At 44.4% G+C, this 23,176-nt stretch carries 24 protein-coding genes; 21 read left to right on the top strand and 3 right to left on the bottom strand.

Going from position 1 to position 23,176, the window contains the following annotated elements:
* Positions 1-17: 17 nt before the first annotated feature.
* The 7 genes from ACX0G7_RS13520 (at position 18) to ACX0G7_RS13550 (ending at position 8,423) form a co-directional block, all read left to right on the top strand.
* Positions 18-593 carry a DUF2911 domain-containing protein gene (locus ACX0G7_RS13520; protein ID WP_458924016.1) on the top strand — a complete coding sequence of 192 codons (576 nt, stop codon included), beginning with the start codon at positions 18-20 and terminating at the stop codon, positions 591-593.
* A gap of 102 nt (positions 594-695) precedes the next feature.
* Complete coding sequence (locus ACX0G7_RS13525; protein ID WP_458924017.1) at positions 696-1,196, top strand: TlpA family protein disulfide reductase; 501 nt, start codon at positions 696-698, stop codon at positions 1,194-1,196.
* A 119-nt stretch (positions 1,197-1,315) separates the two neighbouring features.
* On the top strand, positions 1,316-3,619 hold the full coding sequence (locus ACX0G7_RS13530; RefSeq protein WP_458924018.1) for a copper-translocating P-type ATPase: 2,304 nt from the start codon (positions 1,316-1,318) through the stop codon (positions 3,617-3,619).
* Between the two features lie 107 nt (positions 3,620-3,726).
* Positions 3,727-4,161, top strand: coding sequence for a heavy metal-binding domain-containing protein (locus tag ACX0G7_RS13535; protein WP_458924019.1), 435 nt, complete (start codon positions 3,727-3,729; stop codon positions 4,159-4,161).
* A gap of 413 nt (positions 4,162-4,574) precedes the next feature.
* Positions 4,575-5,843, top strand: a complete 1,269-nt coding sequence (locus ACX0G7_RS13540; protein ID WP_458924020.1) for a 3-dehydroquinate synthase — start codon at positions 4,575-4,577, stop codon at positions 5,841-5,843.
* The gene (gene eboE, locus ACX0G7_RS13545) at positions 5,840-7,078 is read left to right on the top strand and encodes a metabolite traffic protein EboE (RefSeq protein ID WP_458924021.1); all 1,239 of its coding nucleotides are present in this window, start codon (positions 5,840-5,842) and stop codon (positions 7,076-7,078) included. The genes ACX0G7_RS13540 and eboE overlap by 4 nt, the downstream gene beginning before the upstream one ends.
* Entirely contained in the window at positions 7,071-8,423 is a 1,353-nt protein-coding gene (locus tag ACX0G7_RS13550; protein ID WP_458924022.1) for an alkaline phosphatase family protein, read from the top strand. The genes eboE and ACX0G7_RS13550 overlap by 8 nt, the downstream gene beginning before the upstream one ends.
* Before the next feature lie 112 nt (positions 8,424-8,535).
* On the opposite strand, the gene ACX0G7_RS13555 is transcribed toward ACX0G7_RS13550, so the two are convergent.
* Positions 8,536-8,916, bottom strand: coding sequence for a transmembrane 220 family protein (locus tag ACX0G7_RS13555; RefSeq protein WP_458924023.1), 381 nt, complete (start codon positions 8,914-8,916; stop codon positions 8,536-8,538).
* Positions 8,917-9,030: 114 nt separating this feature from the next.
* Here ACX0G7_RS13555 and ACX0G7_RS13560 point away from each other — a divergent pair, with 114 nt between their 5' ends.
* From ACX0G7_RS13560 to ACX0G7_RS13585, 6 genes are all read left to right on the top strand, one after another.
* Positions 9,031-9,915 carry an EboA domain-containing protein gene (locus tag ACX0G7_RS13560; protein WP_458924024.1) on the top strand — a complete coding sequence of 295 codons (885 nt, stop codon included), beginning with the start codon at positions 9,031-9,033 and terminating at the stop codon, positions 9,913-9,915.
* A 102-nt stretch (positions 9,916-10,017) separates the two neighbouring features.
* A complete protein-coding gene (locus ACX0G7_RS13565) occupies positions 10,018-10,923 on the top strand; it encodes a TatD family hydrolase (RefSeq protein WP_458924025.1) in 906 nt (301 codons plus the stop codon).
* Between the two features lie 24 nt (positions 10,924-10,947).
* Complete coding sequence (gene eboC / locus ACX0G7_RS13570; protein WP_458924026.1) at positions 10,948-11,835, top strand: UbiA-like protein EboC; 888 nt, start codon at positions 10,948-10,950, stop codon at positions 11,833-11,835.
* 544 nt (positions 11,836-12,379) lie between these two features.
* A complete protein-coding gene (locus tag ACX0G7_RS13575) occupies positions 12,380-12,895 on the top strand; it encodes a group II truncated hemoglobin (RefSeq protein WP_458924027.1) in 516 nt (171 codons plus the stop codon).
* Between the two features lie 27 nt (positions 12,896-12,922).
* On the top strand, positions 12,923-13,417 hold the full coding sequence (locus ACX0G7_RS13580) for a hypothetical protein (RefSeq protein WP_458924028.1): 495 nt from the start codon (positions 12,923-12,925) through the stop codon (positions 13,415-13,417).
* 39 nt (positions 13,418-13,456) lie between these two features.
* Positions 13,457-14,050, top strand: a complete 594-nt coding sequence (locus tag ACX0G7_RS13585; RefSeq protein ID WP_458924029.1) for a Crp/Fnr family transcriptional regulator — start codon at positions 13,457-13,459, stop codon at positions 14,048-14,050.
* 6 nt (positions 14,051-14,056) lie between these two features.
* Here ACX0G7_RS13585 and ACX0G7_RS13590 read toward each other — a convergent pair whose 3' ends face one another.
* A complete protein-coding gene (locus ACX0G7_RS13590; protein WP_458924030.1) occupies positions 14,057-14,410 on the bottom strand; it encodes a DUF4260 domain-containing protein in 354 nt (117 codons plus the stop codon).
* Between the two features lie 136 nt (positions 14,411-14,546).
* Here ACX0G7_RS13590 and ACX0G7_RS13595 point away from each other — a divergent pair, with 136 nt between their 5' ends.
* The 3 genes from ACX0G7_RS13595 to ACX0G7_RS13605 all read left to right on the top strand — a co-directional run bounded on the left by ACX0G7_RS13595 (position 14,547) and on the right by ACX0G7_RS13605 (position 15,966).
* Complete coding sequence (locus tag ACX0G7_RS13595) at positions 14,547-15,116, top strand: Crp/Fnr family transcriptional regulator (RefSeq protein WP_458924031.1); 570 nt, start codon at positions 14,547-14,549, stop codon at positions 15,114-15,116.
* Positions 15,117-15,194: 78 nt separating this feature from the next.
* Positions 15,195-15,548 carry a YciI family protein gene (locus tag ACX0G7_RS13600; protein ID WP_458924032.1) on the top strand — a complete coding sequence of 118 codons (354 nt, stop codon included), beginning with the start codon at positions 15,195-15,197 and terminating at the stop codon, positions 15,546-15,548.
* 10 nt (positions 15,549-15,558) lie between these two features.
* Positions 15,559-15,966, top strand: coding sequence for a hypothetical protein (locus ACX0G7_RS13605; RefSeq protein WP_458924033.1), 408 nt, complete (start codon positions 15,559-15,561; stop codon positions 15,964-15,966).
* A gap of 65 nt (positions 15,967-16,031) precedes the next feature.
* Here the strand turns inward: ACX0G7_RS13605 and ACX0G7_RS13610 are convergent, their stop codons facing one another.
* Complete coding sequence (locus tag ACX0G7_RS13610; protein ID WP_458924034.1) at positions 16,032-16,868, bottom strand: alpha/beta fold hydrolase; 837 nt, start codon at positions 16,866-16,868, stop codon at positions 16,032-16,034.
* Between the two features lie 302 nt (positions 16,869-17,170).
* On the opposite strand from ACX0G7_RS13610, the gene ACX0G7_RS13615 reads away from it, so the two are divergent.
* The 5 genes from ACX0G7_RS13615 to ACX0G7_RS13635 all read left to right on the top strand — a co-directional run bounded on the left by ACX0G7_RS13615 (position 17,171) and on the right by ACX0G7_RS13635 (position 22,656).
* Positions 17,171-18,082: an AraC family transcriptional regulator gene (locus ACX0G7_RS13615; protein WP_458924035.1), complete on the top strand. Its 912-nt coding sequence runs from the start codon at positions 17,171-17,173 to the stop codon at positions 18,080-18,082.
* A 179-nt stretch (positions 18,083-18,261) separates the two neighbouring features.
* The gene (locus tag ACX0G7_RS13620) at positions 18,262-19,575 is read left to right on the top strand and encodes a vanadium-dependent haloperoxidase (protein ID WP_458924036.1); all 1,314 of its coding nucleotides are present in this window, start codon (positions 18,262-18,264) and stop codon (positions 19,573-19,575) included.
* Positions 19,576-19,682: 107 nt separating this feature from the next.
* Positions 19,683-20,489 carry a helix-turn-helix domain-containing protein gene (locus ACX0G7_RS13625; protein WP_458924037.1) on the top strand — a complete coding sequence of 269 codons (807 nt, stop codon included), beginning with the start codon at positions 19,683-19,685 and terminating at the stop codon, positions 20,487-20,489.
* Between the two features lie 317 nt (positions 20,490-20,806).
* Positions 20,807-21,307, top strand: coding sequence for a YybH family protein (locus ACX0G7_RS13630; protein ID WP_458924038.1), 501 nt, complete (start codon positions 20,807-20,809; stop codon positions 21,305-21,307).
* Positions 21,304-22,656 carry an MFS transporter gene (locus tag ACX0G7_RS13635; protein WP_458924039.1) on the top strand — a complete coding sequence of 451 codons (1,353 nt, stop codon included), beginning with the start codon at positions 21,304-21,306 and terminating at the stop codon, positions 22,654-22,656. Before ACX0G7_RS13630 ends, ACX0G7_RS13635 begins: the two co-directional genes overlap by 4 nt.
* Positions 22,657-23,176: the final 520 nt, after the last annotated feature.

Raw genomic sequence — 23,176 nt, forward strand, 5'->3', positions numbered from 1 at the left:
TAAAACAATCAAGCAGCATGTGGACAGTTAAAGGATACATCAAGTCGATGATTATTGTCACGTTTATTGTCACCGGTTCGAACACGGTCGTTGCGCAGACCTCAGAGGTCTGCTACAACCCTAACCTGATCAAAGACACCAGCAAGAAAAGTATCAAGTCAATGGCTGTTGGCAAGATCGGGGGAGATTCTTTAAAAATCTCATACCATTCCCCGGGCGTTAGAAAGAGAATTGTCTGGGGTGGATTAGTTCCATATGAGGAAGTATGGGTTACCGGGGCACATGATGCTACCACGCTTGAAGTGCCCAGGGCATTCATTATCGGTGGCAAAGAAATTCCGGCCGGTAAATATGCGTTCTTCACGATCCCGGGTGAAAAAGAATGGACGGTCATATTAAATTCAAGGTGGAAACAACACCTTGCTTCAGAATATGACGAGAAGGAGGATCTGGTAAGGTTAAAAGTTAAGCCTTCGAAAAACAGTCATACAGAGAGACTCCAATATTTTATCGACACAGGGAAGGATAAAGAAGGTAACATTGCTGTTGCCTGGGAAAAAATCAAGATATCTTTTCCTGTTGTAATAAAATAGAGCATAATGATTGTTGCAGGTAATTACATCATTGCGGTAAAGAAGCCGCCGATCAACCCTTTGATGAATTGACCAGAATTCTGTTATTAAATTACAGTCCGGATGAAAATTATTACCAGGTTTTCTTTTATCTATCTTAGTGTGTTATGTGCCTGCGCTGGTGATACCGGTAAGAAGCAAGACGTCGTGATTCCTCAAAGTAAATTTATTGACAGTGTTTACTTAACAGATTTGAAGGGAGACCGTATTGATCTGCGGGACTTTAAGGGTAAAGTAATTTTTCTAAATTTTTGGGCAACCTGGTGTCGGCCCTGTCTCCAGGAAATGCCTTCCATCGACCGGGCGTCAAAGGTTTTTGCTAAAAATGAAGTTGTTTTTATACTAGCGTCCTCAGAAGGATCAGATGAGATAATTGCGTTTAAAGATAGAAGCAAGTATGATTTCAATTTTGCGGTGATTGGGAACGGGGAAGACATAGGTATTAAAGCCTTGCCAACTACGATGATATTTGACGTAGATGGCAATCTTCATTTTTCTGAAGCGGGTTCCCGGGAATGGGACGATCCTAAAAGTCTGGAAATAATTAAGAATCTCATACCATAGTGGAGGGCGGTATGGGAACTGGTGTTTAAAAGGGTGTTGTAGAATATTCGCTTCTGTTTTCTTTTCTAGCCTCTGGGCATTCGAATTAATTCCTCACGGATTCATAAATAGAAAAACAAATGGAACACCAACATCAACAAAAATATACCTGCCCCATGCATCCTGAGATTCTTCAGGACCGCCCGGGTAATTGTCCTAAATGTGGAATGACGTTAGTACTTGTAAAAAGCGAAGGTGATAATTCAACTTCGACTCACAAGGATACTAGTAGTAAACCACCGACCGCTCACGCCGGCCACAACATTCATTCAGATACTAAGAAGGATATTGCCATAAATGCTCATCGGGATAAAACCTCGTATAGTTTTCAGCGATATACCTGCCCAATGCATCCCCAAATTGTTCAGGATTCCCCTGGCAAATGTCCCTTGTGTGGTATGACTTTAGTCCCTCTGACTAAGCCAAAAGATGGAGCCACCCATACTTCCCATACATCAGGTATTGCTGATTTTAAAAAACGTTTTTACGTAGTGCTGGTCTTAACTATTCCCATTATGTTATTATCAGAAATGATTCAGCATTGGTTGAATATCCAAATCAGTTTTCCGGGCTCGAAATATGTATTACTTGTTTTAGCCTCCATTGTTTTCTTCTACGGAGGCTGGCCGTTTCTGAAAGGTCTTGTTGGGGAAATAAGAGTGGAAAACCCCGGCATGATGACCCTGGTTGGCTTTGCGATTTCCATTGCGTACATCTACAGTGCAGCAATAGTGTTTGGATTACGGGGCATGGACTTTTTTTGGGAACTGGCAACACTTATCCTTATTATGCTGTTGGGGCATTGGATTGAAATGAAATCAGTGGCCGGCGCTTCCAGGGAACTGGAATTATTGGTTGAGTTAATGCCAGATGACGCTCACCTGGTAGAGGGTGAAAAAGTAACGGATGTAAAAACTGAAAGCCTCAAAGGAAATGATGTTATATTAATCAAGCCGGGAGAGAAAGTAGCAGCCGATGGCATCATAACTGAAGGGGAAAGTTATTTGAATGAATCCATGCTTACGGGTGAGTCCAGGCCGGTGGAAAAAGGAAAAGGAGATAAAGTAATTGCGGGTTCTATAAATGGAAATGGTTCAATTAAAGTTAAGGTATCTCACGGGGCTAAAGATTCCTATCTCTCGCAGGTAATTAAACTCGTTGATGATGCACAAAAGTCAAAATCAAAAACACAGTTACTGGCAGATACGGCTGCAAGGTGGCTAACGGGAATAGCACTTATTGCTGGCATTGGTACATTTTTATATTGGTACCTAACAGGCCAAACCCTGGCTTTTGCGATGGAAAGGATGGTGACAGTAATTGTTATTTGCTGCCCACATGCTTTGGGACTGGCAGTGCCACTTGTCGTTGCAAAATCTACAGCTTTATCTGCAAAAAATGGGTTGCTCATCAAGAACAGAACCGCATTTGAAAATGCCAGGAAAATAACCACCATTGTATTTGACAAAACCGGTACCCTTACAGTAGGAAAATTTGAAGTGTCAAAGATCGTTTCTCTGCAGGAAGGCGTTGATGAAAATGAAATTATTCGCATTGCCTCAGCACTGGAACAAAAATCAGAACATCCTATTGCCACGGGGATCCTGCAAAAAGTAAAGGAATTAGCGATCACTATACCCGCAACTGAAAATTTCAAGGCCATTACAGGTAAGGGCGTTGAAGCAATAGTGGAAGGCAAGAAAGTATTGGTTGTTAGTCCGGGATATTTGAAGGAAAATAATATCACCGTTCCCGAAGGCTTTACGGCGGATGACACGGAAACAGTAGTTTTTTTAATGCTGAATAATGAGTTGGCAGGATACATTGCATTGTCGGATGAGATAAGACCTGAATCGGCAGAAGCTGTTAAAACATTGCGTGAAAATAACATTAAATCGATATTGCTCACAGGTGACAATAGTAAAGTAGCGGCAAGTGTTAGTAAAAGATTGGGAATGGAAAATTTTTTTGCAGAGGTACTGCCGCATCAAAAATTGGAGAAGATAAAAGAACTGCAAGCTAAAGGAGAATTTGTGGCTATGACTGGTGATGGTGTAAACGATGCGCCTGCCTTGGCCATCGCGGATATTGGCATCGCTGTTGGTAGTGGCAGTGATATAGCAGCCGAGACAGCAGGTATAGTTTTAGTCAATAGCAACCCAAAAGATATTGTAAATCTCATCTTATTTGGAAAAGCGACTTATCGAAAAATGATTCAGAATTTGATATGGGCAACAGGTTACAATGTTGTGGCCTTGCCTCTCGCGGCAGGCGTTTTATATAAGATGGGAATATTGTTGAGCCCTGCTGCCGGCGCTGTTTTAATGAGTGTAAGTACAGTTGTTGTAGCTATCAATGCAAGTTTGTTGAAAGTTAAATCATAACGTGTTGGCTCGAGTCCGCTGTGTTAAAAATCATGCATCGTTATGACGAATCTCAGAATCCAGCAGGAATGAAGGGACTACTTTCGGCTCATATAAAAAACGCAGAAATGAGAGCCATTATCCCGCTAATCATAATAATATTCTTTGCCTCGACTGGCCTTTTCGCCCAATCAAAAGCCGGAAAAACTGATACGACTCACCAAAAAGAATACTACACCTGCCCCAACCATCCGGATGTAGTTAATCATGTAGCCGGAAAATGTTCTAAGTGTGGGACGCAATTGAATCGTTCTTCGAAAGAACAAATGAAGGCAGAAGTGGTTAAAAGCTATATTTGTCCGGTGCATATGGACGTGACAAGCCATGACCCCAGGAAGTGTCCGAAATGTGGACGAAAAATGAATCTATCTTCAAAGGAGCAGATGAAAGCTGAGGTAACTAAAGCCTACACTTGCCCCATGCATCCTGAAGTAGCACTTAGCAAAGACGGCCTATGTCCTAAGTGCGGTAGTACTTTAATTGAGAAAAAGAAAAATAGATAGCAGAAGATGGATATGAATTAAGGTTGGTCGGGAAAGAGCGAATCAACCTTCCCGGTTCGAAAGGCTTCATTTTTCCTGGAATAGATAATTTCTTCGGAAAAGAAGCGCTTTTGCAGCTTTGTTAGTCATCTACCATAATTAAAAACGCCTCGTCCAGCTATTCCAATAATACTATTCCCCTACCTATTAATTGTAAATGATATACGACGGTTATCAGACCGAACTTCAAGTTCGATCAATCACTCATTGCTCTATTGCAAGCAAAGAGCAGGTTTCGCTTACGATGAATCCACGAACAGTTGAGAAAAGGCATGGGCCATTGAGAAGTAAAGTGAATGAGTAAGATTTACCATGTATTTCGCCGCTGTAATTTATCTTCGCCTTTATTGATGGCCATAACGGCAAAATAGCGGATGACCAGGCATTTTGAAGTGGTGCAGTTAACGCTTAAAACCAGAAAACCCGTTTCTTTAATTTCAATGAATTTTGTGCCTAATACTCATGCAGTCGTGAAGCCCGGGGTGGATTATTTACAGCAAACATTCAGTGTCCGGTTTGAATATAAAGTATTTTTTACAGAACATTTGTTTGCTGCCACCAATCCCGTTTTCCGGAACTTTTTACATGGTCAGAAGACAGATACCACCAAAAAGCTGTTGTTTGTCATTGACGAAGGCGTTGCAGCGTCTCACCCGAATCTGGAAGAGCAAATCAACACTTATTGTAAGGATGAAAAGGGGTTTATCCTGGCCGGAGAAATTCTGCTCCTGCCGGGTGGCGAGAACACAAAAAACAATGAAGCGCTTTTTTACAGGATCATTGATGCCGTGAACACCCAGGGCATTGACCGCCAATCCTACATTGTAGCCATTGGCGGCGGCTCCGTTCTCGACCTTGTAGGTTACGCTGCAGCCGTGTCGCACCGCGGGATACGGCACATCCGCATCCCGACGACCGTCTTGTCACAAAACGATTCGGGTATTGGTGTGAAAAACGGTATCAACTACTTTGGCAAGAAAAACTTCCTGGGTACTTTTGCACCGCCTGTCGCTGTGTTTAATGATTTTCATTTTTTGACAACCTTGTCGGATGAAGAATGGCGTTCGGGCATGTCAGAGGCCGTAAAAGTGGCACTCATCAAAGACAAAGAATTCTTTGTTTGGATGGAAGAAAATGCACAGGCGCTGGTTAATCGCGATATGACTGCCATGCAATACCTGATCAGGCGCTGCGCACAACTGCACCTGGAGCACATTGCCGGGGGCGACCCGTTTGAATCGGGCTCTTCCCGTCCACTCGACTTTGGTCATTGGAGTGCGCATAAAACAGAACAGCTTTCCCATTTCACCATCCGTCACGGCGAAGCGGTGGCAATGGGCATCGCACTGGATAGTATTTATTCCTTTCTCTCGGGCCGGTTAGCTGAGGGAGATGCCCGGAGAATCGTGAGCCTGCTTTACACTCTGGGTTTTGCGGTGACGCATCCGCTGATGCAGATTGACAATGAACAAAGCCCGGTGCTGAAAGGATTGAATGAATTCCGTGAGCACCTGGGCGGCAAATTGACCATCATGTTGTTGACAGCCATCGGTACGGGCGAAGAAGTGCATGAACTGGATGTGCGGATCTTGCACGAAGCAAGCGATTGGCTGAAAGCCTATATAAACTTACGTAACGTATGAAAACTCCTTATGGACACCTGAGCTATTGCAGCAACATTCATCCCGGTGAAAGCTGGAATGATCATTTTGCCCAGTTGCAACAGCACATTCCTTTTATCAAAGAACGAACATCACCTGGTCAACCATTTGGCATTGGGTTGCGCCTGGCCAATACCGCAAGCCTGGAGCTTCAGAGTGAAGACACACTCATTGCATTTCAACAATGGTTGAAGACGCAGGATTGCTATGTGTTCACGATGAACGGTTTTCCCTATGGTGGCTTTCATCACACCGTCGTAAAAGATAAGGTACATGCGCCGGATTGGACCACTGTTGAACGAGTGCAGTACACCATCCGCCTGGCACAAATTCTCGCGCGCCTTTTGCCCGAAGAAACGGAAGGGGGTATCTCCACATCACCCTTATCATACTGCTTCTGGCATACAGGCGAAGATCTGCAGGGAGTTATTGAAAAAGCCACGCTTCATCTTTTGCAGGTTGTTGAGCAATTGATAGCAATCCGTCGAACAACGGGGAAACTGATCCATCTGGATATAGAGCCGGAGCCAGACGGTTTATTGGGCGAAGGGAAGGCTTTCTTTGACTGGTATGCACAGCACCTTTTGCCATTAGGGTTATCTTACCTCCAAGACAAATTCCAATATAGCCAGGAAGAGGCGACCGCTGCCCTGAAAGATCATGTGCAATTATGCTATGATGTTTGTCATTTTGCCGTGGGTTACGAAGACCATGGCACAACCCTACAGCAGTTGCAGGCAATGGGAATAAAAGTCGGCAAGATACAAATCAGTGCAGCGTTAAAAGCCGTGTTCCCAGGAAACACAGAACAAAGAGCAGCGGTTATACAGGCCTTTCAGCAATTTAATGAACCAGTGTACTTGCACCAGGTTGTCGCCAGGCAGCAGAATGGAAGTTTGAAGCGTTATGCCGATCTACCCGATGCGTTGGCGGATGCAAAAAATGATGCGACCACGGAATGGCGGGCTCATTTTCATGTGCCCCTGTTCGTAGAAAGCTATGGTGTATTGCAATCCACGCAAAAAGATATTGAGCAGGTGCTGGCCATGCAGAAGCAACAACCCTTCACCTCACATCTCGAAGTGGAAACCTACACCTGGGAAGTGCTGCCGGAAGACATGCGGCTACCGATCAATAAATCCATCGTAAGGGAACTGGAATTTGTTCAGAATTTATTGAAACAAGAAGCGGCTGTTGAAGCAAACAATCATGCATAAAACTGTTGTAATTGATATTGTGGGATTGTCCTCTTCGCTGATTACGGAACACACACCTTTTTTGAAGAATTATGCAGCGATGAAAGGTTTGCAAACCATCGCACCGATGCTGCCGGCTGTGACAACCTCAGTTCAGTCAACTTACATCACGGGCGAATGGCCAGCCGGTCATGGCATTGTTGGCAATGGTTGGTACGACCGGACGGATTGCGAAGTAAAATTCTGGAAGCAATCAAACCACCTCGTACAGGCCGAAAAAATCTGGGATCGTGCAAAAAGCATCGATCCCAGATTTACCACGTCGACAATGTTTTGGTGGTACAACATGTATTCCAGCGCAGAAATTTCGGTAACGCCACGTCCCAATTACCTGGCTGATGGCCGTAAAATGCCTGATTGCTATTCATCGCCTGCGGAGTTGCGGGATGAACTGCAAAAAGAACTGGGTCAGTTTCCCCTGTTCAAATTCTGGGGTCCGGGTGCGGACATCACCTCCACGCAATGGATCGCCGATGCTTCGGTGTACACGGATAACAAATACAACCCTACACTGACGCTGATCTACCTCCCGCACCTGGATTATTGTTTACAGAAGTATGGGTATGACTTTTCGAAGATCAGCAAAGACCTGAACGAGATCGACAATGTTGTAAAGCAGTTGGTAAACCATTATTCCAGGACGGGAGCACGCATCATTTTGTTGTCAGAATACGGCATTACAAATGTTGACAGGCCCATTCATATCAATCGCCTTCTTCGTGAAAATGGTTTATTGGGTATACGTGTAGAGCGTGGCCTGGAATTGCTGGATGTAGGTGCATCCAGGGCCTTTGCCGTAGCCGATCACCAGGTGGCACATATCTATTTTAATGACCGCTCCGTTGCTTCGCAGGTACGGAAACTGGTGGAAGGCCTTCCGGGTATTGCGCTTGTGTTAGATCGTGAGGCACAAAAGAAATATCACCTGGATCACGAAAGGGCTGGAGACCTGGTGTTGATGGCAGATGAAAAGAGCTGGTTTACCTATTATTTCTGGCTCGATGATGCTAAAGCCCCGGATTATGCACGGGTGGTCGACATTCACAAAAAACCGGGTTATGATCCCGTGGAATTATTCATGACTTCGAAAGCCCGTGCTGCGTACAAACTCCTGCGAAAGAAGGCCGGCCTCCGTTATTTGATGGATGTGATTCCGCTGGATGCCACACTGGTAAAAGGCTCGCATGGAAGCCTGCTGGCTGATAAATCTTTTCACCCCGTATTAATGACAGATTTGCCATCGTCTCAAAAAGATATTGTTGCTACGGATATTTACGGCATTATCTGGAAACATCTCAGTAATTAATTATCCGGAAACATCTCAGTAATTAAAGGCGTAAAAGCGCTGGACAAAAAAGAAAAGGCAATCAAACGGAAGCAATACTGCCTTTTTTTGAATGCAAGGCACTGAAAAACAATTAACGGCTGTAGTGACTCACCAGAAAATTGATAATGAGGGCACCACTAATGATCAGCAAGCCGAAGAACTCCCTGGTCTTTTCAATATAGGGTTTGGTGGCCTGCATGGTCGTGGCAAGGTGCTGCATCCTGTATTTTGTGATCCAGTCCCGCACGCCATCTTTGGTAAAGAAAAGAAACACGGCATAAATCAGGTAAAAACCTATCAGCGGAATGTATATGGCCGGATAAAACTGTTTGAACGCAGCAAGACCACAGAGCACAGCGGCCGCCATATAAATGGGCACCCAAACCCATGAATCTTTGTCATTCAGATTGAGATAAGCAAAGCCGGCAAAGGAAATAGAGAAAATGACGTTCAGAATGGAAAGCAACAGCATAAAAAAGGATTTGCCTAAATAAAAGAAAAATGTTGAAAACAAATTGTGCTTACCTTGTTAGTGAATTAATTTCATTACTTCCAAAATTTTTGTTCAGCAAGATAAGGATGCAATATGTTTCATTATCGGTTTGAAGATTTAAAGACGGTGCTTGCAGCCATTATCAGGCAAAACGCTTCAGCAGATATATGGAAATGGATGGAGGAGAAAGGTTCGCCGGTGACTACTCCTGGTTTAAATGCGGTATTCGCGATAATGTCAAGGAAAACGGGTAAAGCTGTTATTCATTTTACAGAAGAACAGCAACAGGCTGTGCAGGCTGCCCGCCCCGGTTTATCCATCCAGGGGTGGTCGATCGACCGACTGTCCAGGGTATGGCTGCTGTTGCAATTGAATGCAACCGAAAAAGAAGGCTATTTCCGCGCAATTGAAAACCTTTTCCTGGCTGCCGAGATGCATGAATTGGTGGCACTTTATTCTGCCTTGCCTGTTCTGGCCTATCCGGCTATGTGGACGAAGCGCTGTGCCGAAGGCATTCGCAGCAACATTGGAGATGTGTTGGAAGCCATTATGTGCAACAACCCTTATCCGGCCGCAAACCTGAGCGAAGCGGCCTGGAACCAGTTGGTCTTAAAGGCCTTTTTTACAGACAAACCCATTCAACAGATCATTGGTTTAGACAGCCGTGCCAACCAGGAACTGGCAAACATTCTTTCCGATTATGCAAATGAGCGCTGGTCTGCCCATCGGGTGGTCAATCCGCAGTTGTGGCGCTGTGTAGGCCGGTTTATCAATGAAAAGATTTTGCCGGACTTCGAACGGCTCGCGAATTCTAACAGCACCGTTGAACGGGAGGCGGCAGCATTGGCTTGCCGGGACAGCAGTTTCCCGCCGGCAAAAGATATTTTAAATAATAACGCTGAACTCAAATCGGCTATCGAGGCAGGTGAACTAACGTGGGATACCATTGCAGAGAAAGCGACGCTGATTCATTCTTAACTCATCAACTATCTTCATATTATGTGTTGCAGTCATAACATAGCGGATGATAAATCGCGAACCCGCACAGAAACAACTTTTAACAGAGAAAGCATCAAAGGCATGACCTTTTTTGACCCGCATGTCCACATGACATCCCGCACCACGGATGATTACCAGGCCATGGCTGATGCCGGCATTGTCGGACTAATCGAGCCGGCATTCTGGTTAGGTCAGCCCCGCACAGGTGTGGATAGCTTCCGCGATTATTACAGCAGCCTGGTTGGCTGGGAGCGTTTCCGTTCTTCTCAGTTTGGCATCCGGCATTATTGCACCATTGGTTTGAATTCACGTGAAGCCAATAACGAAGCCCTGGCCGAACAGGTCATGGAAATACTGCCCCTGTTCATTTACAAAGAAGGCGTGGTCGGTGTAGGCGAGATTGGGTTTGATGACCAGACTGCCGCAGAAGAAAAGTATTACCGTCTGCAGTTGGAACTGGCAAAGGAGGCGGCACTGCCCGTTCAAATTCATACCCCGCATCGTGACAAGAAGCGTGGTACCACCCGTAGCATGGACATTTCGCTTGAGCATGGCCTGGACCCTTCCACGGTGATCGTTGACCACAACAACGAAGAAACCGTAAAAGAAGTGCTGGATCGGGGTTTCTGGGCGGCGTTCACCATCTATCCCTTTACCAAAATGGGCAACGAACGGATGGTGGAAATTGTAAAGCAATACGGTGCCGAACGCATTATGGTCAATTCCGCGGCCGACTGGGGCATTAGCGATCCACTGGCTGTGCCCAAAACGGCCGCTTTAATGAAGGAGCGCGGCATCAGTGACGAAGCCATTCGCCTGGTAACGTATCAAAACGCCATAACGGCTTTTAGCCAAAGCGGACAACTGGCTGAAGCCGATTTTGCTGCTGTGAAGCAAATTGATCAAAGCCGGAAGTTTGAAGGCAACACCGTTTTGCGCGGCGGACAACAACCAAGAGTGGATAAAGATTCAATGATCATTCGATAAGTGAGAGTGCAAAAAATTATCGGTATGCTCCGCCTGATGCGGTTGGCGAACATTGTTACCGCCATTTCCGATATTCTTGCCGGCGTTGCTATTTCAGGTTATATCTCTGATCAAAGCTGGCAAGGGGCAGACTTGCGGCCGGTTGTTCTGTTGGTCATTTCGACTGTGGGCCTGTACGGTGGTGGTGTAGTTTTTAATGATGTATTTGATGCAGAGCTGGACAAGGTTGAACGTCCGGAAAGGCCTATTCCCAGCGGTTTAATTAAAAAAGAAACCGCTGCGTTATTTGCGACGTTATTACTTTTTGCGGGCATTCTGCACGCATATTTTGTTCACCCGCAAGGCATTTCTTCTCCGTCAACCATATTGGCAATCACAATCGCCTTTGCGTCAGTTGTATATGATCGATGGGGGAAGCATTATTCCTTTCTGGGTCCGTTAAACATGGGTTTATGCAGGGGTCTGAATTTGCTTTTAGGCATTAGCGTTCTGCCGGATGCCTTGTACAATTTCTGGTGGCTGGGCTTTGTACCTGTGGTTTATATTGCTGCGATAACGATGGTTAGCCGTGGAGAGGTGCATGGAGGAAAAAGAAGTACATTGTATGGTGCAGTGGCTTTGTATGTTACAGTAATTGCTGCCATTCTGCTGGTTGGTGCATCCAATAATCGCACTTTATTTGTGTCCGTCTTTTTGCTTCCGTTTATGTTAATGATTTTCCCTCCTTTAAAAAGAGCGATCCACGAACCTGTCGCGCCATTTATTGGAAAAGCTGTCAAAGCCGGCGTCATTGCATTGATTATGATGAATGCAGCATGGGCTGCCGCTTTTGGCAGTTTGTATTTGGCTTTGCTGATTGTGTTGTTGTTGCCGCTTTCTTTATGGTTGGCGAAATTGTTTGCCGTAACCTGAGGATTTCGTTTGTGGTGGTGTGATTGGCACAGCACTTTAAATTTCTTTAACGATTAAGAGTAGTTAATGGCTTAGTTCTTCACTCTCCATACCTTCTATGAATGTTGTAGCAATAGACCAGCAACATGTCAGTCTCCCCCGCTTAATTCCTGCTCCGGGACAGACGCTTTCGTAGCCGGAATGGGCCAAACGAAAAGCCGATTGGTATGATCCATTTTTAGAAAGTCCTGACGGGCATTTGACGGATGCAGATCAAAACATGTTATAGTCTCCCAAAAAAAATTACAGTTGTGGGTGGGGCTATTAATTGAATCACTCTACTTTAAAAGTGATTTACATCGCGTAAAGGGTGCTCCGCAACTTTACATTCTACTTTTCCATCTAGGTGCCAACTGCAATAAGTTCAGAACACCAACTTTTTTCAACAACAATATTACGGGCTGATTGTAATTTATCCGGCAAAAGGTTGACAAAATCGGTGCAGTGATGTTACGGTGAGTAAATGTGTGATTTCTCAGTTTAAGAAACCAGTAATCATAGACGCATGAAAACAGAACGATCGACGCCCATCCCAACACCGTATGCTTACGCTGGAGGCGTAGAAAAATTTGAACGTCTCACTGAAGTCTTTTACAACAAAGTGCTACAGGATGAATTACTGGAGCCAGTCTTTCGACACATGGCAGCAGAGCATTCGCGGCACGTAGCACATTTTTTAGCAGAAGTGTTCATGGGGCCGAAGTACTATAGCAACGAGTTTGGTGATGAAGCCCTGCGCCGTATGGTGGGCAAGCACATTGGCAAAAAGCTACAGGAAACGCAACGAAAACGTTGGGTAGAGCTGCTCTTGCAAAGTGCAGATAAAATTGGACTTCCCGATGACCCCGAGTTTCGTTCTGTATTTGTAGGCCATATTGAGTGGGGTACCCGGGTGGCGCTGATCAATTCTCAACTGGCGGAAAATCCCACGACGGAGGAAGACGTTATTCCCCAATGGGGTTGGGGGGAGGTGAAAGGCCCATATGAAATAGTGGGTTCGCTTTTCCGTCCAAAAAAATAATGACTGCGCATATCAATCACACATCATATGCAATGGAAAAAACGGGACTCTTTTAGTTTTAGCCTGTTAAACGCAGGCAAACAAGCTGGTGAGATGACCATCGACTACGCATCGACGTCACAACCCGCCGCCTGTTCTTTGGGTAACGAAAAGTTTGTCATCAGGCGGACTGGTTTCTGGAAATCAGGCCTGGAAATAGAAGATGTGCAAACCAGGAAGATGCTGCTCAACGCTGGTCCAAAAAAATGGTACAGTAACCGGCTGGAGGTAAAAGCGTTTGACCAGCAGTTGGAACTGAAGGTGTGGAACAACCCGCTCGCTGAATGGTCGCTCGAACAAGAAAGAAAGCCTATACTCGCTTACGGTCTTTCAACCGATGGTGCTGCACCCGGTGTTCGCATACGGGGAGGCGAAAGCGACGTGCCGCTTCTTTATCATTTCTTTCTTTGGTATCTTTTTTTTCCAGTGGCGCAGGAGAACGCAGGCGATGATTTGCCTTTTTATTTTTTGCTTAGTCAATGATGAAGCGTTACATCGAATTTTGCATAAATGTTTCTCAGCATGGAACTTATTGATCCAATACAGCATTTCAGGCAAGTCGTAGAACGCTATGTGAAAATCCCTGAGGCTGATTGGAACCTGTTAGCCTCCGAGGTAGAATTGAAAGAACTGAAAAAATACGATTGCTTTGCAACCGAAGGGAAGCGCACCGGTGAAGTGGCTTTTGTTGTCAGTGGCAGCTTCCGGCAGTATTATTCCAAAGACGGTGAGGAAAAAACCACCTATTTTTATTTTCCCGCTGATCTGATGTGCGCTTATGTCAGTTGCATTACGGGTCAGCCTTCCCAATTAACCATAGAGGCGTTGACCGATGGCGAGGTGTTGTCTTTTCCTTATGCAGCACTTCTCCACCTATATAAACAAAGCCATGCCTGGCAAACCTTTGGCCGGTTGATAGCGGAATACATTGCGATTGGATTGGAGGAGCGAATGGTCAGCCTCCTGATTCAAAGTCCGGAAGAACGCTACCGTGATTTACTCAGCGGTAACAAGAAAAAGATCATTGAACAGATACCGCAGCAGTACGTCGCCAATTACCTGGGTATTACGCCGGTGAGCATGAGCCGTATCCGAAAACGGATCACCGAAAGGTAGGCTTCATCAATTGAGACTGCCTAAATGCGTGTGCTTGAAGCCGGAAGCATACTTCAATCCATAACCCCAGATGCGGTCAAAAGAAGCATGGGCAAACAAGAGTATGCCTATTGACAACAGTACTTCCAGGTTCACGAGATAGCCTATGGTTATCAGCAGAAAGGCAATTCCTTTGTGATGAAACAGGTTGTAGCCAAAGGCACCCGCCCTGGCGTTCACCAGGTAGCCCAGCATACTGATGTCGGGTGCAAAAAAGAGAATGGCCCAAAGCCATACGGGAAGGCCGAGTGAGTGTTGAGAAAGAAAGTAAAGGCCAATAGCTGTCATTGCAGCTTCTTCCAGTTGTAAGATCGTTTTCATCGTAATTAATTTTTACCAAAACTATCTTGCCTCAAAGCTGTTTTGCTTAACATTAGATAAGAAAAGATTTTAGTGATCAACTGACAGCTTTGGCGAAATCGCATTTTGATTTTTTCACTAACCCGATAATCTGCTTATGATTGAAAGCCTCCGACAGCATCTTTTGAATCGTTTAGGAACAGACGTGGAAGAATTAGACGTCGTTCTCTCTCATTTTAAACCGGTGAAAGTCAAACGGACTGAGTTGCTATTGCGTGAAGGAAACGTTTGCCGCTCCGTGTATTTCATCGCCAATGGGTGCCTGCAAGTGTATGGGACAGATGCCGGCGGCAATGAAACCACCAGGGATATTGTTCTTGAAAACAACTGGTGTTCGGAACTGATGTCGTTTGGCAGCGGAAAGCCCGCAACTGAAAACATACGGGCGGTGGAGCCATCCGATCTTTGCGCCATCGACCGCACATCTTTTCAAACCTTAATGCAAAATGTTCCACAATTTGACAAAGTGTACAAGCAAATTCTCGAGGCATCTTATGCCAACTCGGTTTACCGGCTCAACTCCTTTGTATCGCTGACCGCCCTGGACAGAATAAAATGGGTGATGCAATATCGCCCTGAGCTCATGACCCGTCTTTCCAGTAAACTCATTGCCTCTTACCTCGGCATTAACAAAGACGTATTTAGCCGGCTAAAGGCGAGGCTTTAAAACATCGACTTTTGTCATCGTTCATGGAAATTATTGGGATGAAATTTACATCATTATTCATCCTTTAATTTTTAAAACATGAAAGAGTACCTGTTATTATTCCGCAACGCCAGTGGCACAAATGGTTACCTGGCTACTTCGCAAGACATGGCAGAAGATCTGCCCCTTTGGCAAGCCTGGATTGGTAGCATTGCCATGCAGGGGAAGCTGGTGCATACTGCTCCCATTGAATATAATGCGTCTTTGGTAACAAACCACGGCGTAAACAGTGGACCTCACAAAGAAGAAGGCAGCGTACTTGTGTCAGGCTATCTTATTTGTAAAGCCGATAGCCACGCTGAAGCAGAAGAGTGGAGCAAAAGCTGTCCGATTTTAAAGTACCCGCAGAGTTCGGTTGAAATTCGACCAATAATACCTTTTCCAACAAATTAAACTGCTTTATATGAATCGAATACTAGCGGCGGGGAGGTATATCTTCCCGCTTTCTTTCCTGCTTTACGTAGCACTGCACCTGGGCAAACCTGAAGTCGGCGCATCGTTTGTGCCTGCGTACATTCCTTTTCCCTTGTTTTGGAATTACTTTACGCTTGTATGCATTGTTCTATTCATTATAAGTGCGGTTTCGCATCGCTACGATAAGCTGGCGTATGTGCTGATGGCACTCTATGTATTGCTCATGGCTTTCCTCGTACACTTGCCCCGTGCTATGGGTTCCGGTTCCGCAATGGATTCAATGGGCGGTCCTGCAGCAGAACTGGAGATGGTGAATTTCTTCCGGAATATCATGGTCACCGGCGCTTTGTTGGCGTTTGCACAGTATGTAGCAAAGGACAAGCGGGTGATCGGTTAGCGGTGGGAAAGTGTGATAAGAAGCGGGCGTCAAAACGAATGCATAAACAGGCATAGTCAACAAGCTCACTTAAAAAAATCAATCGCAACCTGATTCATCATGTAAGGTCTCTCAGTAAATACCTCGTGTGTCGTGTTTGGTAAAACACAATATTGACTATTCTTTATCAGGCGGTGCATCTCCTGTCCATGATCCAGGGAAATCATATCTCTGTCTCCGAGCACGATCATAACAGGAATCTTTATGTTGCTATAGACATTTAACGGAAAATATTCTTTGGCATACACCATCCTGTTCATATTGTTGAACGCTTTTTTCCAGTCCTTTTTTGGAGTCAAAGTGTTATACCATTCAATAGCTTCCTTATTCTGTGTAGCCCAGTATTGCAACGAGGGAGGTTTAACTGAATCAAGGTGATATCCCTCTGGCAGTGCAAATCCTCTCATCCCATTGTTTGCCCCGACAGCAATTGCCTTTTTTATCTTATCAGCCCTTCTATCAGCCAAAAGAAGACTAACGATTCCACCATCACTCCAGCCCATTACGTAAGCACTATCTATGTCCAAAGAGTCGATCAGCTGAGAGATAAAATCTGTCAGTAAGTCATAGCTTAAACTATCGGTTTGCTCCGACCTGCCTTGCCCTGGCGTATCGGGTGCGATGACTCTATAATGTTTTGAAAGGTTTGGGATGCATTTTCCAAAGTCTCTTATACTCCTGTCAATCCCACCACCCGAAAGCAATAGCAGAGGAGTTCCCTGTCCATATTCTTCATAATAAATCTGCTTGCCACTAATATTTATTAAGTTTCCGTTATTTGAACCAAATACAATGTCCTCTTTCTCTCTGTTGCAACTTGTCCATAATAGTGAAACTAAAATAAGTCTGCTTGCAATTTTCATGTCTTTGTTATCTGGTGGGAAGTTAGTCCGATTTGTTTGCGAATGCGCCAGCATAAAGAAGATCAACAGTGTCACTCGTTCGGTCGCCCTTAGATAGACGGAAGTCGAAACAATTTCAGTGCATTAGCGATTGTTGATTCCTGGCTACTACCAAAATAATTAATAATATATGGAAATTTCCAATTCCATGAGGCTTCGATGTAATAATTTTTACCTTTAGCCTGAATTCGTAGCTGGCGAAAAGTGGTTCGCACAGTGTATGGTGGTGCCTCACTCTTCAAAGTTCCTGTAATCTCTTATGAATGATAACTAATCTTTTCATATCACCCAACCCACTCTTGAAGCCATTCGTCAGCAATTATGTTTTGTCGACTTCCCGCGGTATTAATACAAGCTTTAGCAGCCATTGGGCGGCTAGTAATGAAATCAGTTTTATATTTTATTTAGGCAACCTCCCGGATCACAAAAACAGTCACGACGATACAATGCTAAACGGTAAACGGAATTGTTTTGTTGGCCTCTCAACAAGGTATAATGGCGTAATTGATTTTTGCGGTGTATACCATACGTTCATCATCCAGTTTGAACTGAACGGGATCAATAAGATATTTGGTCTGCCCATGCCTCAGTTTACCAATAAAATATATTGTGCTGAAGATGTCTTTGGTAATAAAGTTAAAGAGCTACATGAGCAATTGGCGAATGCCGCGGACATTCAGCTGATGGCACAATACGCTGATGCGTGTTTATTGCGTTTTTTGAATCTGAATACAAAAAAAGTCATACAGCAGGATTACACGAGATTTATATCAGAAGCGTTTAATACTGGAAACACCTTATTAAGTGTAACCGATTGTGCCAGTGTGCTAAATATGACTGTCAAAAGCTTTGAAAGGAACTTTTTACAACAGACGGGCGTACTTCCCAAAATGTATTTGAAGTTGTTACGCTTTAATGAGGCAATAAAAATCAAGACGCTGTACCCCTATAAAAATTTCACTTCAATTGCTTATGACTGCGCATATTATGACCAGATGCATTTCATCAAAGATTTTAGACAATTCACTGCGTTGAACCCCAGTTGCTTTTTCATACAAAGCAAAATATCCGGCAGGCCAAGAATACACATAAAGCAAACACCTGGTTCAATTTTCAAACAGTTAAACAACCAGCTCCTGAACGAAGAATTTGTTTCGGTTATGAGAACAAATTGAGCCTCTTGAAACCTCCTCCTGATCATTAAGCCTCTCTTGTCTTTCATCAGATCGTTGCCTGGTTGCTCCACTCTATTCATTGACAAGAGCAGAGGCCATAATGTCCATTTTTTACTATTTCTCCAGCTTCGTGGCTAGTAGTTTTAAACCGCATCTTATTCCATCTCAAAAATACAATTATGAGAAAAAAATTATTCAGCTTCGCAGTTGTCATTCTGTTGATTTGCTCTTGTGAAAAGAGACCATTATTCGACATCGGGCACCATCCTTCGAAACCAACTGCTGAACCTTCCAGGGTTGCAACCGATTGGTACCGGCTGCAGCTGCAGATATTGCTTCAACGTAATTCGGCCTTCAATGGGCTTTATTATGGCTATATCGGAATTGGCTTATATGAAGCGGTTCACCACGCACAAAAGAATTCGATTAGTTTATCTACCAAATTGTACTCAATGCCTGCCATGCCTGAACCGGAAAATAGCAGAACTTACAATTGGGAAGTAGTCGCTAATTCGTCAATGGCTGCGATGACGCGTACGTTCTTTAATGGCCTGACGCCGGCTAACAACGCCAGTATCGATTCACTGGAAAACGCGTACAACAAACGTGCGAAACCGGTTGAGGCCTCCGCTGTATTCAATCGTTCCCAGGTATTCGGCCAAAGCATTGCCACTGCCATTCACAGCTGGTTCCTGACCGATAAGCTAAATACAACCAATGCAGGCTACATACTTCCAACGCCAGTGCATGGATCCTGGGCTCCCACGCCCCCAGGTTTTGCCAATCTCCCGGTACAGCCTTTTCTAGGTAACGGTCCCACCTATCTAACTTCGCTAACGTCTACAATAGCACCCGCATTTCCGGTCAACTACTCAGAAGACCCGTCCTCTGACTTTTACAAAATCGCTAAAGAAGTGTATGACGTATCGAAGACACTAACCGTTGAACAAAAAAACATTGCGTCGTTTTATATTGATCAGGGTAATGGGATAGGCTTTACACCGGGTGGACATGATTTTATGGCACTAACCCAGGCTATCGAAACCCATGGGACCGACTTATCCACCGCAGCTGAGGCATATGCAAAGGCCGGGATTGCAGAGCGCGACGCCGCTATAGTTTGTTTCCGGTCTAAGTATCAATATAACCTCCTGCGGCCGGTAACCTTTATTCAGAAATTAATTGATCCGAGCTGGACCCCTTTTATTAATACACCTCCACATCCCGAGTATCCCGCCGCTCATGCTTTGATTACCGGTGCAGTGATGCAGGCTGCATCCAGGGTTCTTGGGGAGGATCTTGCCTTTACTGACCATAGTTATGATTTTCGTGGTTTTCCGCCAAGGTCATACTCATCCTTATTTGCTGCGGCAGAGGAAGCTGGTATTTCGCGCCTGTATGGCGGTATCCATTATCGTCCTTCAATTATCACAGGCTTATCAGTAGCAAAAGAATTGGGAAATGTAATTGGAAACATAAAGCTCCATAAGTGAAACCTGATCATTTAACATCCCGTCAAACTCTTGTAATGATAACAAATGGTACGTAAAAAACCTTAATCATATCTTTTATTGCCGGGCTTATGTTCGTAAATTAGGTTATGCAACCAGCTCACTTTGCCCCACCCCCGGCACTTTCACCATACATAGCGTTTTACGGAATCTTTGACGTGCCTGACGGGTTTTGTGAACCTTATGTATCACCACCACTCGCGCTTTGTGGCTTTATAATGTCGTTTCACAATGTGATTGATGCTACTACAAATGGAAAACTGTTTATGAAAGACCGCTGTTGTGCAACGGGCCAGATAACGGCTCCGATGATTGGAAACGTACGCGGTCGTGAAAAAATAGTGATGGTATTTATTCAGCCTTGCGGCCTGTATCAACTCTTTGGTGTTGACATGTCCTTACTCACTAACACATCCATGCCGTTGCAAGAGCTGCTGGGGCAGGAGGAAGCGGAGCAGTTTATCACCAAAGTGAATGAAGCGCCTGATCATGCAGCCATCATTGAGACCTTAGATGCCTTTTTCTTATCCCGTCTCCCGGCTAACGAAATAGAACCCAAAGTGGAGCACGCCATCAATTACATTCATCGGCTAAAGGGCAATGTTTCGATCGGCGAGATAGAAAGTACCTGCTATATCACCTTGAGAAGCCTGGAACGTTACTTCAAAACCTATATCGGTTTAACCCCGAAAGATTATGCAAAAATCTACCGTTTTAAATGCCTGATGAACTATATACACGAGCACCCGGGTGTAACCTGGAACATCCTTTGCGAAGAAAATGGATATTACGATCAGGCACACCTGACACGCTATTTCACCCGGTTCCTGAAAATCAGGCCAACGGATATGGTTGTGGTAGACATGGATTATATCAATTACCTCCTACAGGCTTAGCTGAACAACAATTTTTCTGTTATTGTCTATTTTGTCGTGTTTGTACAGGCTTCTTATCCTGATGCTACATTAACTTTCTCTGACCAATAGGTGATGGATTAAAACGATGCATCATCGGGTGGAGACAAGTGCAATCCATAACCTGGTACATCCGGCGAAGACAGCCGTTCTGCTAATATCTTGAACAACTACAGCTTCAATTTCCTGGAAATAAAGTCATTTGTTTCCAGCCTTAAAACTTTGGGTTCAAACCAAAAAGATCCGGGTGGCTTTGCCTGGTTCGAACCTGCATATCCCTAATAATTTAAACCAACTAAATGAAAAAGACAAAACTTCTCACCTGCCTGGCATTCTCCCTCGCCATCACCGCTTGTAACGAACCTGTCAAAACGGACGACACTTCTACAATGGTTAAATCAGAAGCGGTTGCTACTGATATGAGCCAGGTTCGTGCAGCTATAGAAAAGATCGAAAATGATTGGGCCGCTGCCCTGACTAAAAAAGATATCGATGCATTAATGGCCTTGTATGCCGATGATGCTATCACTATGCAGAACGATGCTCCCTCACTCAAAGGCAAGGCAGCTATCCGGGAACAACAGCAAAAAGAATTTGCGGCTCCGGCAAGGTATGCATCCATCTCGTTTCAGACACAAGACATTTACGGTACAGCAGACGAAGTCACAGAAGTGGGGACATCAACAGAAAAAGATGCAACCGGTAATGTCATCCGCACGGGCAAGTACATGGGGGTTTTCCAAAAACGAAACGGTAACTATTTATGCATCAGGGAGATTTATAATCGTGATGCAAAATGAAAGCAACCACCAGTGTTCAGCTCAGTCAAAACAGAACCGTTCCTTCACTATCGGAAAATACTTTTTTGCGGTATTTTAATTTTGTTGCCTTGTATTTTGCTCAGGGCGTACCGGAAGGAATGTTGTTTTTTGGCATACCTGCCTGGATGGCTATGAACGGCAAAACACCGGGAGAGATCAGCGCCTTTGCGGTGGCTTGCGGATTGCCATGGAGTTTCAAATTTATCGTTGCTCCGCTCATGGACCGGTACACTTATCTTCCCATGGGGCGAAAGAGGCCCTGGGTGCTCCTGGGTCAACTCGGCCTGATCTCCAGTTTTATAGTCATGGCATTTGTACCTGATCCGCTTAATAACTCTTTCCTCTTCCTGGCTGCAGGGTTTACGGTGTCGTTTTTTGGATCATTCCAGGACGTGGCAACAGATGGAATGGCGGTTGACATCATCCCGGTGCACCAGCAAGCCCGTGCCAATGGCTTTATGTGGGGTTCAAAAATTATTGGTATTTCTTCCTCGCTGGCATTGGGTACCTGGCTGCTAAACAAATATAATTTCACGACCGCTATTTTGTGTCTTTCAGCGCTGATCTGTGTAATTATGTTTGTGCCTTTATTGTTAAGGGAGCGGCAACACGAAAAAATTCTGCCGTGGACAGCAGGACAGGCATCGCCGGACACGAAAAAATTGCAGTTGGGTAGCTGGCGCACCATCTTCGAATCATTATACAAAGTCTTTCGCTTGCGCAACTCTCTGGTGCTTACACTGATGTTGTTTATTGCACAGGGCTCCTACTGTTATATCGAAACACTGCTCCCCATTTTTACTGTACAGGAACTGGGATGGACGAACGTTTCCTATTCGCAATTTTATTCAAGATCTACATTGATTGGCGGGATAGGGGGGATGGTGTTTGGTGGTATCCTGATAGATAAGTTTGGAAAAAAACGGATGATGAACATTTATTTTATTCTAATGATGTCCCTGACTACATGTCTCGCTTTTTTAAAAACCGCGTGGTCAAGTACGATGTTCATTTCCGGATTCATGATGACCTATAATATCTTGTACACGTTTGCCTGTGTCGGCATTTTTGCCATCGCTATGCAATGTTGCTGGAAAAAGGTTTCCGCAAGCCAGTTTACCTTGTATATGACAATTTCGAATCTTGGCCGGATATCACTCGCTGCTTTAATTGGTCCAATAAAATCAAATTTTAGTTGGTCAATTACATTATTTGCTTTTGCTGTTATGATTGCACTCGCATGGGTGCTTTTACAATTTTTAAATATCAACAAACAGGTGGAACGGGTGGAAAGATTACATGAAAACGAAATGTACCTGTTGAAATAAGGCTTTATGCTTCACGAATGCAGATGATAAGTGTCAGCATGACTTTTATCCTAATCACCTAGATGACAAAAGGCGCCTATTTACGGCCCTTTTTATTTAACAAGCCCCAGAAACGGTTTACCGGTCGATGGAGGACGAACGTCTGGTTATTCGGTCCTCGCCAAAACTGATGACAAAACAATCGGTGTCAAAGAACCGGTCTGGCGAAAGGCTGTGTTTAAAAAAATGCTTGATGATTGAAGGGATAACACTGACTTGAATTGGCTTTTTTAAGACAAATGTGGATTAGGTAATAATTCTGAAACAATTCTTCGCTATAATTTGTTCCATAGAAAATAGTTGTGTGGGAATTGAAATAATCTTCTTGTTTGTTACACTATTTTTTGTAACTCTTGGATTTTGGATGCGATCAAATAAAAATGAAAGTGACGGATCAGAAAATTCGTGAATTTTTTCATTTTTAGAACTACTTCCCGAATCAATAAGGATGTATTACATCCCGTCAGGGCAGGTTTTATGT

Source organism: Flavitalea antarctica, from assembly GCF_054461535.1.